The 13950-nt window shown below is 52.6% G+C and carries 13 protein-coding genes and 1 pseudogene; 6 read left to right on the top strand and 8 right to left on the bottom strand.

The features are described 5' to 3' along the window. Positions 1-132 precede the first annotated feature (132 nt). Both hslU and ACQY6F_RS05255 read left to right on the top strand, forming a co-directional pair. Positions 133-963: pseudogene (gene hslU, locus ACQY6F_RS05260) on the top strand (HslU--HslV peptidase ATPase subunit); the annotation flags it as partial. Positions 964-1178: 215 nt separating this feature from the next. Continuing rightward, positions 1179-2582 carry an SPFH domain-containing protein gene (locus ACQY6F_RS05255; RefSeq protein WP_428772728.1) on the top strand — a complete coding sequence of 468 codons (1404 nt, stop codon included), beginning with the start codon at positions 1179-1181 and terminating at the stop codon, positions 2580-2582. Positions 2583-2660: 78 nt separating this feature from the next. On the opposite strand, the gene frdD is transcribed toward ACQY6F_RS05255, so the two are convergent. Genes frdD through frdA form a run of 4 tightly spaced genes read right to left on the bottom strand, consistent with a single transcriptional unit; the run spans position 2661 to position 5995 of the window. After that, on the bottom strand, positions 2661-3038 hold the full coding sequence (gene frdD, locus ACQY6F_RS05250) for a fumarate reductase subunit FrdD (protein ID WP_428772727.1): 378 nt from the start codon (positions 3036-3038) through the stop codon (positions 2661-2663). A gap of 10 nt (positions 3039-3048) precedes the next feature. Then, complete coding sequence (frdC, locus tag ACQY6F_RS05245; RefSeq protein ID WP_428772726.1) at positions 3049-3432, bottom strand: fumarate reductase subunit FrdC; 384 nt, start codon at positions 3430-3432, stop codon at positions 3049-3051. 2 nt (positions 3433-3434) lie between these two features. Further along, positions 3435-4190 (bottom strand): succinate dehydrogenase/fumarate reductase iron-sulfur subunit, encoded by a 756-nt coding sequence (locus ACQY6F_RS05240; RefSeq protein ID WP_428772725.1) that lies wholly within the window; start codon positions 4188-4190, stop codon positions 3435-3437. Next, positions 4190-5995: a fumarate reductase (quinol) flavoprotein subunit gene (gene frdA / locus ACQY6F_RS05235; protein WP_428772724.1), complete on the bottom strand. Its 1806-nt coding sequence runs from the start codon at positions 5993-5995 to the stop codon at positions 4190-4192. The genes ACQY6F_RS05240 and frdA overlap by 1 nt, the downstream gene beginning before the upstream one ends. Before the next feature lie 333 nt (positions 5996-6328). Between frdA and epmA the strand changes: the two genes are divergently transcribed. Next, positions 6329-7303, top strand: coding sequence for an elongation factor P--(R)-beta-lysine ligase (epmA, locus tag ACQY6F_RS05230; RefSeq protein ID WP_428772722.1), 975 nt, complete (start codon positions 6329-6331; stop codon positions 7301-7303). A 65-nt stretch (positions 7304-7368) separates the two neighbouring features. Here the strand turns inward: epmA and ACQY6F_RS05225 are convergent, their stop codons facing one another. The 4 genes from ACQY6F_RS05225 to ACQY6F_RS05210 form a co-directional block, all read right to left on the bottom strand. After that, positions 7369-9585 (bottom strand): YjbH domain-containing protein, encoded by a 2217-nt coding sequence (locus ACQY6F_RS05225; RefSeq protein WP_428772720.1) that lies wholly within the window; start codon positions 9583-9585, stop codon positions 7369-7371. Further along, complete coding sequence (locus tag ACQY6F_RS05220; RefSeq protein WP_428772719.1) at positions 9582-10331, bottom strand: capsule biosynthesis GfcC family protein; 750 nt, start codon at positions 10329-10331, stop codon at positions 9582-9584. The genes ACQY6F_RS05225 and ACQY6F_RS05220 overlap by 4 nt, the downstream gene beginning before the upstream one ends. A 12-nt stretch (positions 10332-10343) precedes the next feature. Then, a complete protein-coding gene (locus tag ACQY6F_RS05215) occupies positions 10344-11012 on the bottom strand; it encodes a YjbF family lipoprotein (protein WP_428772717.1) in 669 nt (222 codons plus the stop codon). 87 nt (positions 11013-11099) lie between these two features. Continuing rightward, on the bottom strand, positions 11100-11306 hold the full coding sequence (locus tag ACQY6F_RS05210) for a hypothetical protein (RefSeq protein WP_428772716.1): 207 nt from the start codon (positions 11304-11306) through the stop codon (positions 11100-11102). 356 nt (positions 11307-11662) lie between these two features. On the opposite strand from ACQY6F_RS05210, the gene ACQY6F_RS05205 reads away from it, so the two are divergent. The 3 genes from ACQY6F_RS05205 (at position 11663) to gpsA (ending at position 13913) form a co-directional block, all read left to right on the top strand. Further along, positions 11663-12097 (top strand): rhodanese-like domain-containing protein, encoded by a 435-nt coding sequence (locus ACQY6F_RS05205; protein ID WP_428772714.1) that lies wholly within the window; start codon positions 11663-11665, stop codon positions 12095-12097. A gap of 152 nt (positions 12098-12249) precedes the next feature. Then, positions 12250-12720 (top strand): protein-export chaperone SecB, encoded by a 471-nt coding sequence (gene secB, locus ACQY6F_RS05200; RefSeq protein ID WP_428772713.1) that lies wholly within the window; start codon positions 12250-12252, stop codon positions 12718-12720. Positions 12721-12878: 158 nt separating this feature from the next. Then, positions 12879-13913 (top strand): NAD(P)H-dependent glycerol-3-phosphate dehydrogenase, encoded by a 1035-nt coding sequence (gene gpsA, locus ACQY6F_RS05195; RefSeq protein WP_428772711.1) that lies wholly within the window; start codon positions 12879-12881, stop codon positions 13911-13913. Positions 13914-13950: the final 37 nt, after the last annotated feature.

Genomic DNA, 13950 nt, shown 5'->3' with positions numbered 1-13950 from the left:
CATATCTTGACACCGCATGATAGCCACTGACTCATGGCAACAGATAGTGTTGTTCAAACGTTCGCCAAACTGATCGAGCATATCGCGAATAAGTTTCTGCGCGGTGAGGTTACGTTAGCCGATCTTTTGAATCTGGATGATAAAGAGATCGAAATCGACGTCGCCGCACCGCAGATGGGGGTCGAGATCATGGCTCCTCCAGGTATGGAAGAGATGACCAACCAGCTTCAGGGTATGTTTGCCAACCTGGCCGGGGATACCAAGAAGAAACGTAAACTGAAAATCAAAGATGCCCTGAAAGCGCTGACTGAAGAAGAAGCGGCTAAGATGGTCAATCAGGAAGAGCTGAAAGAGCAGGCGATTTTCAACGTTGAAAACAACGGTATTGTGTTTATCGATGAGATCGACAAAATCTGTAAGCGTGGCGAGAGCTCCGGCCCGGATGTGTCCCGTGAAGGGGTGCAGCGCGACCTGTTGCCACTCGTGGAAGGCTCCACGGTCACGACCAAGTACGGCATGGTGAAAACCGACCACATTCTGTTTATCGCCTCTGGCGCGTTCCAGGTGGCAAAACCGTCTGACCTGATCCCGGAATTGCAGGGGCGTCTGCCAATCCGGGTTGAACTGGAAGCGCTCTCCAGCGACGACTTCAAGCGGATTCTGACCGAACCGAAAGCGTCGCTGACCGAGCAGTATATCGCGCTGATGGCCACCGAGCAGGTGAAGATAGACTTCAGTGAAGACGGCATCCAGCAGATCGCCGATGCGGCCTGGCAGGTCAATGAAACCACCGAGAATATCGGTGCCCGTCGACTGCATACTGTGATGGAGCGTTTGATGGAGGAGATCTCCTTTGATGCCACTGAGCAGTCCGGCCAGACTTACACCATCGACGCTAATTACGTTCAAACCCGCCTGGGTGAGTTCGTCGAAGATGAAGATTTAAGCCGTTTCATCCTGTAAGTTTACTGCTATTGATGAAGCCGTCCGTAAGGGCGGCTTTTTTTGTTAGCTCACTCTAACTATTTAAATATCCTATGATTTTTGGTCGAATTATTAATTATCTGATTATTTATTCTGGTCGTTTTTTGCTAACGTCTCCCTGTTGATGAATTACCACAACACTTTGTTTTTGCTTGGTTTATGTAATTCATGCAACCCAAAATGGAGAAATAACAATGAACGACCTTGGCTTAGGACAAAACTCAAAATTGGAGAAACGACGTCAGGTTCTCCACCGGACCATTCGTGCCGCTGTGTATGGCGGGCCCTTGCTGGCCCTGGGCCTGACGATCAACAGCTCAGTGTTGATGACAGATGCCGGCTACAGCTATGTCCATCAGAACAATATGACCGGTGAACTGGACGTGTTTACCGAGCCTGGCATTCACTTCCGAATGCCGTTTCTGTCCAAAATTACCAAATACGACCAGGTGATCACGGTGTCATTTGGCAACAGCAAAGGTGAGGATTTTTATCAGCGGCTGGATCCGGTTCAGGTCCGCTTTGCAGATACCTACATCGGCCAGATCCCGGTCACTTTCCGCTTCAAACTGAGCAACGACCCTCAGGCGATGATCAAAATGCACCGTGAATTTCGCAACAACAGCAACCTGATCGACGCGTTACTGGTGAAAAATGCCAGAAACGTTACGGTGATCACCGCAACCCAATATACCGGTGAAGAATTTTTCCAGGGCGGGCTAAACCAGTTTAAATCCAAACTCGGTGACCAGCTCAGAAATGGCATCTACACCACCGAGCGTCGTCAGGTCGAAGTGGAAGAGCTTGATTTGGCTCCGGTCGGGGTCAACCAGGCCAACGCCAATCAGTTGCAACGTACCAATCAACTGGTGTGGAAAACCGTGCCGGTACTGGATAAAGCCGGTCAACCGGTACGCCAGGACAACCCGCTGCAGCAGTACGGCATCCATGTGACCCAGGTGACGATAGGCGACCCGCAACCGGAGCAGCAGCTCGATCAGCTGCTGGCAGACAAAAAGCGTCTGGTGGCGGATCGGATCCGCGCCATTCAGGAGCAGGAGACCTCAAAAGCCCAGGCGGAGACGGAACAGCTGCGCAAAGAGATCCAGCGGACCCGTGAAGTACAGGATGCCCAGCGCCAGAAAGAGCTGGCGATTATTGCCCAGCAAAAAGAGGTGGAAGTGGCCCGGCAAATTGCCGAACGGGAAATTGTCGAAGTGGAGAAAACCAAGCGGTTGGCCGAGGTCGAAAAAGAGAAAGAGCTGGCGATCGCCGAAGCGAACCTGGCCATTCAAAAGGCCAATGCCTTATCTGCCGAGTTTGAAGCCAAGGCGATTTTAGAGACCGGCCGGGCGGAGGCGGAAGTATTAAAAGCCCGATATGCCGCTTTGGGGGCTAACCGGGAAGTCTACCTGGCGGAGTTAAACCGCGATGTCGCCAACGCTCTGTACAGCAATCTGCAAAACTTCCAGGTGCAGATGCCACAAAACTATATCGGTGGCAGTGACGAAACCGGTTTGAAGACCAATCTCGATGTTATCACCGGTTTTGGCGCGCTGGGGCTAATGGATCAAACCAAAAAGGTGGTTCAGCAGTAGCCTAGAGCACTCATCATCGCGAAAAGAAAAAAGCTGGCTTAGGCCAGCTTTTTAGTCGGACGTTGGTAACGCGCTCGGTTAAATCATAAACACAAAGATGACTGCCAGCGCGGTGATCAGCCCGGCGACAAAGTAACAGGCCACTTTGCCGGCCACGCCCACGTGCAGTTTCAAATCGTGCATGCCGTGATGCAGACGGTGCATGGCATGCCACATTGGCAGCGCCAGGCTAGCAATTACAAACAGGGCACCGATGAAGCTGGTGGCAAAATCGGCCACCCGCTCATAACTGAGCGCCTGCTCATCCACAATACCCAGCGGGGCAAGAATGCCCAGCACCAGAATAGTGACCGGGGTGATCATGGCAAACCAGCTGCCGCCGGCACCGAACAGGCCCCACCAGATAGGCTCGTCAGAACGGGCTGGCTGTTTGTCTACTCGATATGGATTCGTCACAGTTCTCTCCTTACACCACAATCAATACGACCAGTGAGATAAAGGCGACGGCCGCCCACTGGGACAAAACGATGACCTTTTTATCCAGTGGCTTACCACCGACTCGAATCGGCATCACCTGAGGCATCATGTTAAAGAAGGTATGGGCATGGAACAGGCTGCCCACCAGCGCCACGATATTGATGGCGACCACCAGCGGGTTGGCCATAAACTCCAGCCAGCTCTGCCAGGCTTGTGGGCCTTTTACCAGCGCTCCCAGCCCAAAGGTCAGGAACAGGGTAAACAGGATCAGTGGCAGTACGGTGGCTTCGCGCAGCATGTAGAAGCGGTAAAATGGATGCTTGCTCCACCAACTGCTTTTCATTTCACGAACATACGGTTTACGGTTAGTCATGGTTAGGCCTCCTGAGACGACGTTGCATCAGGCTTGAACATCGCAATGACAAAGTCCATCGAAGACTCGATCTTGCTCTGGTTTACCGCCGCGGCAGGGTCAACACTCTTCGGACACACTTCAGAGCAGTAACCGACAAAGGTACAACCCCAGGCGCCATTTTTACCGTTGACCAGCGGCATACGTTCTGCCTTACCATTGTCACGGCTGTCCAGGTTGTAGCGGTGCGCCAGGGTTATTGCCGCCGGGCCGACAAATTCCGGATTGAGACCAAACTGAGGACAAGCGGCATAACAGAGACCGCAGTTGATACAGCCGGCGAACTGCTTGTATTTAGCCATCTGTTCCGGCGTTTGCAGGTTGGTTCCGTCTTCTGGTTTACGGTCGTTGCCGATGATGTAAGGTTTGATCGCTTCCAGTCGCTCGATAAACGGTGTCATGTCGACGATCAGATCTTTCTCAATCGGGAAGTTGGCCAGTGGCTCAATTTTGACGCCTTCCGGGTAGTCACGCAGGAAGTTTTTACACGCCAGTTTAGGCACGCCGTTGACCATGATGCCGCACGAACCACAGATCGCCATCCGGCACGACCAGCGATAGGACAGCTGTTTGTCGAGATGGTCTTTCACATAGCCGATGGCATCCAGTACCGACATGGTTTCGTCAAAGGGTACTTCAAAGGTTTGGAAGTACGGTTCTGCGTCTTTCTCCGGATCGTAACGCAGGATTTCCACTTTTTTGACTCGATTTGCTGTCATCAGGCTTGCTCCTCTGCGTTTTGCTTGGCTTCTTCTGCTGCAGCTTTTTCGGCCGCTTCACCATACAGACGCGCCTTCGGCTGAGATTTAGTGATCGTCACGTCGCTATAGTCGATCTGTGGCGCCTGTTCCGGCTGGTAGAATGCCAGTGAGTGTTTCAGGAAGTTGACGTCGTCGCGCTCGGTGCAGTCTTCATCCAGACGCTGGTGGGCGCCGCGGGACTCTTTGCGTAAGATGGCTGAGTGGACCATGGCTTCGGCGACATCCAGCCCGTAACCGACTTCAATCGCGTACAGCAGGTCGGTATTGAAGACCTTGCCCTGATCTTTGATCTGGATATGTTTGTAACGCAGTTTCAGCTCGGCCAGTTTTTCGATGGTCTGCTCCATCAAATCCTGCTGGCGGTAGATACCACAGCCCGCTTCCATGGTGTGACCCATTTCTGTGCGGATGTCGGCCCAGTTTTCCTCGCCCTGCTGGCTCATCAGGGCATCGATACGCGCCTGAACGGCTTCGACTTGTTGTTCGATGGACTGATCGTTCCAACCCGGGAATTCCGCTGCGCGCTCGACGGCGGTTTCACCGGCGACCCGGCCAAAGACGACAAACTCCGCCAGTGAGTTGGAGCCAAGCCGGTTAGCGCCGTGCAGGCCAACGGACGCACATTCACCGACCGCAAACAGGCCCTTAATGCGGGTTTCACAGCGGCTATTGGTTTCAATCCCGCCCATGGTGTAGTGGACGGTTGGACGAATCGGGATCGGCTCTTTGGCCGGATCGACGTTGACATAGGCTTTGGCCAGTTCACAGATAAACGGCAGTCGTTCCTGCAGGTAATCTTCACCCAGGTGGCGCAGATCCAGATGAACCACATCACCCAGCGGGTGCTTGATGGTATTGCCTTTCTGCTGTTCGTGCCAGAATGCCTGCGAGACTTTGTCCCGTGGACCGAGCTCCATGTATTTGTTTTTCGGCTGACCGACTGGCGTTTCCGGCCCCATGCCGTAATCCTGCAGGTAACGGTAGCCATCTTTGTTGACGATAATACCGCCTTCACCGCGACAGCCTTCGGTCATCAGAATACCGGTGCCCGGCAGGCCGGTTGGGTGATACTGGACAAACTCCATATCCCGCAGTGGCACGCCGTGGCGGAAGGCCATCGCCATGCCATCACCGGTGACGATGCCGCCGTTGGTGTTGCAGTGATAGACTCGACCTGCACCGCCGGTTGCCAGTACCACGGACTTGGCTTTGATCACCACCAGTTCGCCTTCAGACATGTGAATGGCGATCAGGCCCTGGATCTGACCGTCATCGACCAGTAAATCCACCACAAAATATTCATCAAAGCGCTGGATATTGCTGTACTTCATTGAGGTCTGGAACAGGGTATGCAGCATGTGGAAGCCGGTCTTGTCGGCGGCAAACCAGGTGCGTTCGACTTTCATCCCCCCGAAGCGGCGAACGTTGACTTCACCATTCTCTTTGCGGCTCCATGGGCAGCCCCACTGTTCCATCTGAATCATTTCACGGGTGGCGTTTTCCACGAAATATTCCACCACATCCTGTTCGCACAACCAGTCACCACCTCCGACGGTGTCATTGAAATGGTTGTCCAGGCTGTCTTCTTCTTTAACTACGGCGGCAGATCCGCCTTCCGCCGCCACGGTATGTGACCGCATGGGGTAAACTTTGGAAACAAGCGCGATGTTAAGATCAGGGTTGGCTTCTGCCGCAGCAATGGCAGTTCGTAGTCCGGCCCCACCAGCGCCGATGACCGCGATATCTGTGGTGATTATTTGCACAGTTATCCTCCAGTATATGTGTGCGGATTATCCGCTTATAGTCGTGTAGCTGGCTGTCCCATACCCACAAAGTAGATGGAAATTGCTGACTTCCGATGAGGAGTTTGTGGGATGGACCAGTAGCTAGAAAGTGGTATTGCTAGTGTAGAAGAGCTTTTGAGAAGAAAAATTGATTCAAACAAGCTTTTATCCCCAATTTACATGGTGTTATTCGAAATTTATTGCATATGTGATTAATCTCACGCCGTGCTGTCGGCCAGGGAAAACAAATTAAGTTGTATCTACACGGTGGCTGGCTAGAATAGCCGCACTGTTGCTCTCTGGAATCCTTTTATGTCTCGTCTTTCCTGGTCGCCGACCGCGACTATCGCCCAGCTTAAACAGCGGGCTGAGTTAATTCATCAGATCCGCCAGTTTTTCGTTGATCGCCAGGTTATGGAAGTGGAGACGCCAGCGATGAGTCACGCCGCGGTGACCGATATCCATCTGGATACCTTTATGACCCATTTTGTCGGTCCGGGTTACGCGAGCGGGCGGCCACTCTATTTCGCCACCAGTCCGGAATTTCATATGAAACGCCTGCTGGCGGCGGGAAGCGGGTCGATTTTCCAGATTGCCAAAGCGTTTCGCAATGAAGAAAACGGTCGCTACCACAACCCGGAATTTACCTTACTGGAGTGGTATCGGGTTGGCTTTGATCATCACCAGTTAATGGACGAAATGGATCAACTGCTGCAAGGCATTCTCAACTGTTTGCCGGCCGAGCGACTGAGCTATCAGCAGGCGTTTATCCGGGTGTTGGGTGTCTGCCCGCTGACCGCCTCAATGCCGACGCTGAAAAACACCGCAGCCACCCTGGGTTTAAGTGATATTGCTGAGCCGGAGCAGGATCGAGATACTTTGCTGCAGTTGCTGTTCAGCGTGGGAGTGGAGAGCAAAATTGGCCAGCAGGCACCGGCATTTGTCTATGATTTCCCGGCCAGCCAGGCGGCGCTGGCCAAAATTAACCCGGATGACCCACGCGTGGCCGAGCGGTTTGAAGTCTATTTTAAGGGCATTGAGCTGGCGAACGGTTTCCACGAACTGGACGATGGCGACGAACAGTTGGCGCGTTTCGAAGCGGACAATGCGAAGCGCAGACAAATGGGGCTGGCGGAACAACCAATCGACCATCACCTGATCGCCGCACTGAATGCGGGGCTGCCTGCCTGCGCTGGGGTGGCGCTTGGCATTGATCGATTGATCATGTTGGCGTTAGGCTGCGACCACATTGACCAGGTCACCGCTTTCCCGTTTGATATCGCGTAAGCGGCGAAGGACGAAAAACAAAACGGGGCAAACCATGCCCCGTTTTGTTTTCTATGCCTATTGCGTCAATCAGACGAAGCGGTCTCCACCGTGCTAGGCCGTTGATACCAAGGGAAGCGGGCATCGGTTTTTTCAAACAGGTTGTGGCGTTTGCTCAGCATCTGGCCGCCATCCCGGGTAATCGGTTGCCAGGCAATGGTAGCCCGGCTGGTGCTGGGCTTGATGGTGACAATATCCATCGGGATAGAGACATAAAAGCCCTTGTTAAAGCTGCCTTCGCCATATTCTTCTGCCGTCAGGTTGGTAAAGGTGGCAAAAGCGCCCACCGTTACACCAGACTTAAACTGTTTGGAAAAGTCCACCCGGGCACCTTTATCGCCACCAAGGAACTGACCGGCACTGACTTTAAACAGCGTATCACGCAACCAGTCCCATTGTGGCATGTAGTAACCGGTGACATGACCGGTGGTCCCTTTGCTCAGCACATAAGCCTGACAGCGGGGGATCGGCTCACTACAACTGCTCTCATCATAGAAAAAGTAGTCGTCTTGATATACACCGAACCAGGAGTTCGGATCACGTTGGCTGACTAAGTTGGCGTCGATACCGATCGCCCAGTTTTGGTTCAGCGGCCGGTAAAGCAGTTCGCCACCAACCCCGGCAAACATCATTTCCAGGTAGCCGGCGTAGACCTGACTGTAAAGATTGTCCGCTGGTTGCTCAAACCAGGTCAGCTGCAGGTGGTTCATTCGTACCGTGTTGTCATGCACGTAGGCACGGAACATGGTTCTTACCCTCGGTGTGGCGTAGTTGCGCACATGGGGGGAGTTTTCCACATAGTTAAACTTGTCGTAGTTGTCGAACAGGTTGAGGTAGATGGAGCCTCCCAGCTCAATGTGGTCGGTCAGCCAGACATTGCTGGTGCCATTGATACCAAAGCTGTACAGGTAGAAGGATTCTGGTCCGCCAACGCTCTGTTTCAGTACCGGTTCAAAACCGTAATTCCAGCGTTTTTCTGTGCTGGCATCCACTGATTCCGGAGTCGGGCCAGGGTTGGTCACCTGATAACTGTCTGCTATTTTTTCGTCGATGGAGTGGCGGCCTGCCGCCGAGACAAAGCTTGCCCGGTCAATATCGGTTTGCGTCAGGGTTAAGCCGTCTCGGGTTTCGGTAATGCGGAAGGTTTCAATATCATTACCGGCGTGCTGGTCGAGAATGAGCGCGGCACGCTCAATCGCTTCGCTACGATCACGATATTTCTTCTGCTCGCCGGTCAGGGTTACAGTGCCGGCGTCGGCGGTCAGGCGGCTTTGCCGGTAACCGGCATTGTTACTCAGCTCGCGTGTGGCTTTTGGCCAGTCGCCATCGGGCGTTTGACTGCTCGGCCTAAGCGCCGGTTTTGGCTCATCGCGCCATATTGCGCTGACCTGGTTGAAATTGGTGGCGAAATTTAACCCTAGCGTCAGGGTATCGCCGCGCTGGTAACTGACTTTAGCATCCCCCCAGTCGCCGAGCCGGTAGCTGACACCAAAGTTCCATGGCGTGTGCTGGGTCATGCTCTTGCTACCGCGTACCACCGGGAAGTCCTGGCTGTAATCATTGCCGTCATACTCCAGCTTTAGCCGCAGAGGAGCATACGGGGTCTGATACTCAATACCGCCAAACAGGGCACTCGGGCCGGTAAACCAGCGCTTGTAGTCGACGCTACCGCCTTTGCCGGCAACGTCGTCGTAGCGCTGGCAGAAATAGTCGTCAGCACTGCAGAAAGGGTTGTTGACATTACCGCTCTGGCCCAGATAGCCCCAGCCTAGCCCCAGGGTGAAGTCAAACGCACCAACGCGTTTGGTCGCCGCGAGGTACTCGCCATCGAACAGGCCGGTGCCGCCAAAATCGCGCACGCCAATCGAGGTTTCCGGCAGCCAGTAGCTTTCATTGAGTAACCGCAGCTTAAAATCGATGCCTTTGTCGGTATAGAGAGTATCACCGCTGTAGTTCTTGTCACCACTGAAGTACATATCCGGAACTTGAGTGTAGCGAATCGTGGTTTCCAGCCAACTGAACAGCTGAATCGACGCACTGAGATGGTGATAGTCGCGGTTGACATTGACACCTAAGCTAAACTCACCTTCATCCGCCATACGTCCGGAAGGTACTTGGAGCAGACCCACCCCGCCGAAATCGGTCTGGGAGACGGACCAGGTAGTATCGTTGGCCTGGGCTGCCAGGGAGATTGTCAGCGGCACAAGGCCGGAGCAGACGATCAAAGAGTGCAGGTTTTTCATAGTAAAGCGGGTTTCCGTACTTTGATCAGGTCAAGCAGAGCTTGCTCCAAATCCATTATTTCTGCAGAGGGGTTGGCAAAGCCAAGGAACAACACGGTGCCAGGCGGCAATGCAACTTGCTGGTGATTCCAATAGGCGTAACCCAGTTTGGTCACGCTGCCATCAGGATAAATCGCCCAGACATGACTGTTATCGGCACTGGAAAGGGGTTTTACCTGGCGAAGATAGTCGCGGGCGGTGTGGCCTGGTGCAAAGCGTACGCTTTGTGGTTCAAAAACCAGTCCTTCCACCTGGATGGTCGTTGGACGTTGCGGCAGCAGTAACTGATATTGGCCGGTCAGTTTAGGGTTGTAGTCCGGTTCAATCCGCACCAGATCATAGTCAAGCGGGAGCAGTTTACGGTCGCCAACCTGCCAACTGAGCAGTTGCGTGTGCAGTACCTCAACAGAACCTTGCAGCGACTCTGAGATGCTGGAAAGCTGCTGTAACCGGTTTAGCAGTAACTGCTTGTTCTGCTGCGCCTGATTGCTGTCGGTCTGATAGAGGTAGGCATAAGCCGGGGCTCGGGTTAATAGGTGATTATGGCTGTGAGTCAGGGTGTCACTTAACACCTGTTCCAGTCGCGGCGATTCTTGGTACTGCAACTGAAGCTGCTTCTGTCCGTCGTTAACATTAACGAGCGTGTTAGCCAGTGAGTTGGCTGAAACGGCAGTCAATAAAAGCCAAAGCCAGTGAGAGATGTTCATTATCGGTCACCGTTATTCCAAGTCGTCGTAGGGTTTCAACAGTTCGGTTTCTATCCGTGTGCCTTGAGGGCTTAACCATTGAATTGATTTCACTACCTGGCCAGAACGGGTGACCCAAAATTGGTTCTGCATTTGCTGATCCAGGCTGGAAAATTGGATCTGTTCGCGCCAGATGGTAGTCGGCTGTTGCCACAACAGAGAGGTCAGAGTCTCTTCGCCCACCGGTTCGGTGGTGATTTGGGCAGCATAGCCAAAGCGGTAATTCGGTTGCCAGTCGTAACTGAGTTGCCATTGAAAAGGGGCAGTTTGTTGAAAGTCGGGCCATGGGTCGGCGCTGCTGATCCCTGCCAGGTTTTCGTTTAGCAGCCGCAGGGTTTTTACGATGCGGCCGTTTTCCGTCACGATCATCGCTTTGTCGGCCGAAAGCCATTTTAACTGTTGCCGGCCAGTTGTCGGGTCTGTGTCGGCAAAGCCCAGCACCATAAAAACTCTTGGGCCATCGTTAACCCGGACATACATGCTGGCGTAGGGAAGTTGGTCGACTTGTTGTTTGGTCATCACTACGTCATCGAAGCCAAACAGACCTTCTTTGACGGTGTCACTGGTGTCTTGAAAGCGTTGAGTACAGCCAAGCAGGCTTAATAGGAGCAGGCTGGCAAAAATCTGAGTGAGGCAGCGCATGAGGTTCCCTGAGAAATGGACAGCAAAAAAACACCCTTAGAAACTAAGCCAGCAACTAAGGGTGTTCCACATCAGAGCGGGCAATACTTAGTTAGTACCGTCAGTACCTGTAGTGCCGTCTGTGTTGTCTGAAACAGATACGCCTACTGCAACTACAGTTACACCCAGAGCCACTGCAGACGTTGTTACTGCACCTGTTGCACCAGCAGCGCCAGCACCAGCAGTTTCAGTAGCAGCGAATGCTTGAGAAGAAACGCCCAGTGCGACCAGCAGAGTTAATGCAAGTTTTTTCATTATTAAATCCTTGTAACGAATAGATTAAACATCGATGTTAGAGCTTAGGGCTCCAAAATCAATACTATAAAAAGGTTCACCAATTGTAAAAATAAAGTTTTATTATCTGGCTTATTGATAACTTGATTAATTGCTCAGGGTGGTATTTACGTGCTTCAGGTTATAAGTGGCGATGCCAGCAACTCTGGCTGAGTGGAGAACTTGTGACCGCAGCCGCCATAGCGGTCGCGATTTAAATCAAGGTTTGGTAACAGTCCTTAACAACGACTCGCCTCTCCGGGGCGCTTCCGCTATACTCCGAATCTGAATTTTACTCTGGGTGGCGCGATCCGCCCATCAAGTGCAAGAGCGGGAATATGCAGGAATACATTGAGTTTTTTCAACAGAATATGATTATGTCACTGGTCTGGGTTGGTCTGCTGGTGGCGCTAATAATGAATATCGTCAAGTCGTCTACCGCGGCTTACAAAGAGGTGTCTGCCCAACAAGTCACTCAGTTAATCAACCGCGAAAACGGTGTGGTGGTGGATATTCGCTCGAAAGATGAGTTTAAACAGGGCCACATTACCGATGCAGTTCACATTTTACCGTCTGATATTAAGTCCGGTAACCTGGGTAACCTTGAAAGTCGTAAGTCTGACCCCATTATCGTGGTATGTAAGAGCGGACAAACGGCGCAAGAAAGTGCCAATTTGTTAGCCAAAGCGGGCTTTGAGCAGGTGAAGCTACTGAAAAATGGTCTAATGGCCTGGAATGAAGCCAACCTGCCACTGGTTCGTGGTAAGAAATAATCCGCTTACTGAGAGCATGCGCGAACAAAAAAGCGCCCGAATTGGCATAGTGGTGTGACGTTTTGCACGTAATCACCGCTTGTAATAGCCAAGCGTGTAGCTCTCGGTTAGTCTCGGGGCAATCAAATTAATCGTATTTAAGGATCTCAATAATGGCTGAAGCAGCTCCACAACAAGAAGCACAGAACTTCGCAATTCAACGTATCTTCCTGAAAGATGTCTCTTTCGAAGCGCCAAACTCACCGGTTATGTTCCAGCAAGAGTGGAACCCGGATGTGAAACTGGATCTGGATACCCAAAGCCGTGAACTGGGTGAGGGTGTATACGAAGTGGTGCTGCGCCTGACCGTTACTGTGAAAAACGCGGAAGAGACCGCGTTTCTGTGTGAAGTGCAGCAAGGTGGTATCTTTACCGCAGAAAAAATGGAAGCGGGTCAACTGGCTCATTGCCTGGGTGCATTCTGCCCGAACATCCTGTTCCCATATGCACGTGAAACCATCTCTAGCCTGGTTGTTAAAGGTACCTTCCCTCAACTGAACCTGGCTCCGGTTAACTTTGACGCGCTGTTTATGAACTATCTGCAGCAACAAAGTGAACAGCAAGGCGGTGAGTCAGAAGCATAATTCGATTGTGCCTGACCTAGGTGATGAACTTAGACGGCGCAGCAGTTAGCTAAGCCGTCTGTTATTTGCCGACAAAATGCACAAAGCATCCGTTCAACGCGATGCGTTGTGCATTTTTTGTTTACAATTATCAGAAATAAGAGAAATTAGGCCTCACTATGAACGAGTCACCTTCAGATAACGGATATGGTAAAGCGATCTCAATGACGGTCATTGGCGCGGGTTCTTATGGGACCGCGCTGGCGATCGCATTGTCTCGTAACGGTGCCAATGTAGTGCTTTGGGGCCATGAGCCTGAGCATATGGCAAAGTTGCAGGCCGACAGAGCGAATCAGGCCTTTTTGCCCGGTGTGGACTTTCCACCCAGTCTGATTGTGGAAGCGGATCTGGCCAAGGCGGTGCGAGCCAGTCGCGATCTGCTGGTGGTGGTGCCGAGTCACGTGTTTGGTCAAGTGCTGCAGAGTCTGCAGCCGCATCTGCGCAATGATTCACGCATTTGCTGGGCGACCAAAGGGCTGGAGCCAAACACGGGCAGACTGTTACAGGAAGTCGCTCATGAGACGCTTGGTGAGAACTACTCGCTGGCGGTGTTGTCTGGCCCGACTTTTGCGAAAGAGCTGGCGATAGGCTTGCCTACCGCTATCTCAGTGGCGTCTCCGGATGCGGATTTTGTTCGTGATCTGCAGGAGAAAATTCACTGCAGTAAAACATTTCGTGTCTATGCCAACAGTGATTTTACCGGCATGCAACTGGGCGGTGCGGTGAAAAACGTCATAGCGATTGGGGCCGGGATGTCCGATGGCATCGGCTTTGGTGCCAACGCCCGAACGGCATTGATCACCCGAGGACTGGCTGAAATGTGTCGCCTGGGCGCCGCGCTGGGCGCGCACCCCGAAACTTTTATGGGTATGGCCGGGCTGGGGGATCTGGTGTTAACCTGTACCGACAATCAGTCCCGTAACCGTCGTTTTGGTCTGGCGTTGGGTCAGGGTAAAGACGTGGATACTGCCCAGCAAGAAATCGGTCAGGTGGTGGAAGGGTATCGCAATACCAAAGAAGTCTGGTTACTGGCTCAGCGTATGGGAGTTGAAATGCCGATCGTGGAGCAGATCTATCAGGTGTTGTACCAAGGAAAAGACGCCCATCTGGCCGCACAGGATCTTTTGGCTCGGGATAAAAAAGCCGAAGCGTAATGAGGCAGCTTGGCAGGTAAGGTGATAAGGGAATATA

Origin of the sequence: Vibrio sp., assembly GCF_050299255.1 — a bacterium.
Taxonomy (GTDB): domain Bacteria; phylum Pseudomonadota; class Gammaproteobacteria; order Enterobacterales; family Vibrionaceae; genus Vibrio.
The sequence above is the reverse complement of the archived record's forward strand: the minus strand, read 5'-3'. Positions and strand labels throughout refer to the sequence as shown.

Excerpts from the sequence above, each read along its gene's own strand:
- ACQY6F_RS05205 (WP_428772714.1), top strand. The coding sequence starts at position 11,663 with ATGCAGGAATACATTGAGTTTTTTCAACAGAATATGATTATGTCACTG.
- ACQY6F_RS05240 (WP_428772725.1), bottom strand. The coding sequence starts at position 4,190 with ATGACAGCAAATCGAGTCAAAAAAGTGGAAATCCTGCGTTACGATCCG.
- frdC (WP_428772726.1), bottom strand. The coding sequence starts at position 3,432 with ATGACTAACCGTAAACCGTATGTTCGTGAAATGAAAAGCAGTTGGTGG.
- ACQY6F_RS05215 (WP_428772717.1), bottom strand. The coding sequence starts at position 11,012 with ATGCGCTGCCTCACTCAGATTTTTGCCAGCCTGCTCCTATTAAGCCTG.
- ACQY6F_RS05210 (WP_428772716.1), bottom strand. The coding sequence starts at position 11,306 with ATGAAAAAACTTGCATTAACTCTGCTGGTCGCACTGGGCGTTTCTTCT.
- secB (WP_428772713.1), top strand. The coding sequence starts at position 12,250 with ATGGCTGAAGCAGCTCCACAACAAGAAGCACAGAACTTCGCAATTCAA.
- gpsA (WP_428772711.1), top strand. The coding sequence starts at position 12,879 with ATGAACGAGTCACCTTCAGATAACGGATATGGTAAAGCGATCTCAATG.
- ACQY6F_RS05220 (WP_428772719.1), bottom strand. The coding sequence starts at position 10,331 with ATGAACATCTCTCACTGGCTTTGGCTTTTATTGACTGCCGTTTCAGCC.
- ACQY6F_RS05255 (WP_428772728.1), top strand. The coding sequence starts at position 1,179 with ATGAACGACCTTGGCTTAGGACAAAACTCAAAATTGGAGAAACGACGT.
- ACQY6F_RS05225 (WP_428772720.1), bottom strand. The coding sequence starts at position 9,585 with ATGAAAAACCTGCACTCTTTGATCGTCTGCTCCGGCCTTGTGCCGCTG.
- epmA (WP_428772722.1), top strand. The coding sequence starts at position 6,329 with ATGTCTCGTCTTTCCTGGTCGCCGACCGCGACTATCGCCCAGCTTAAA.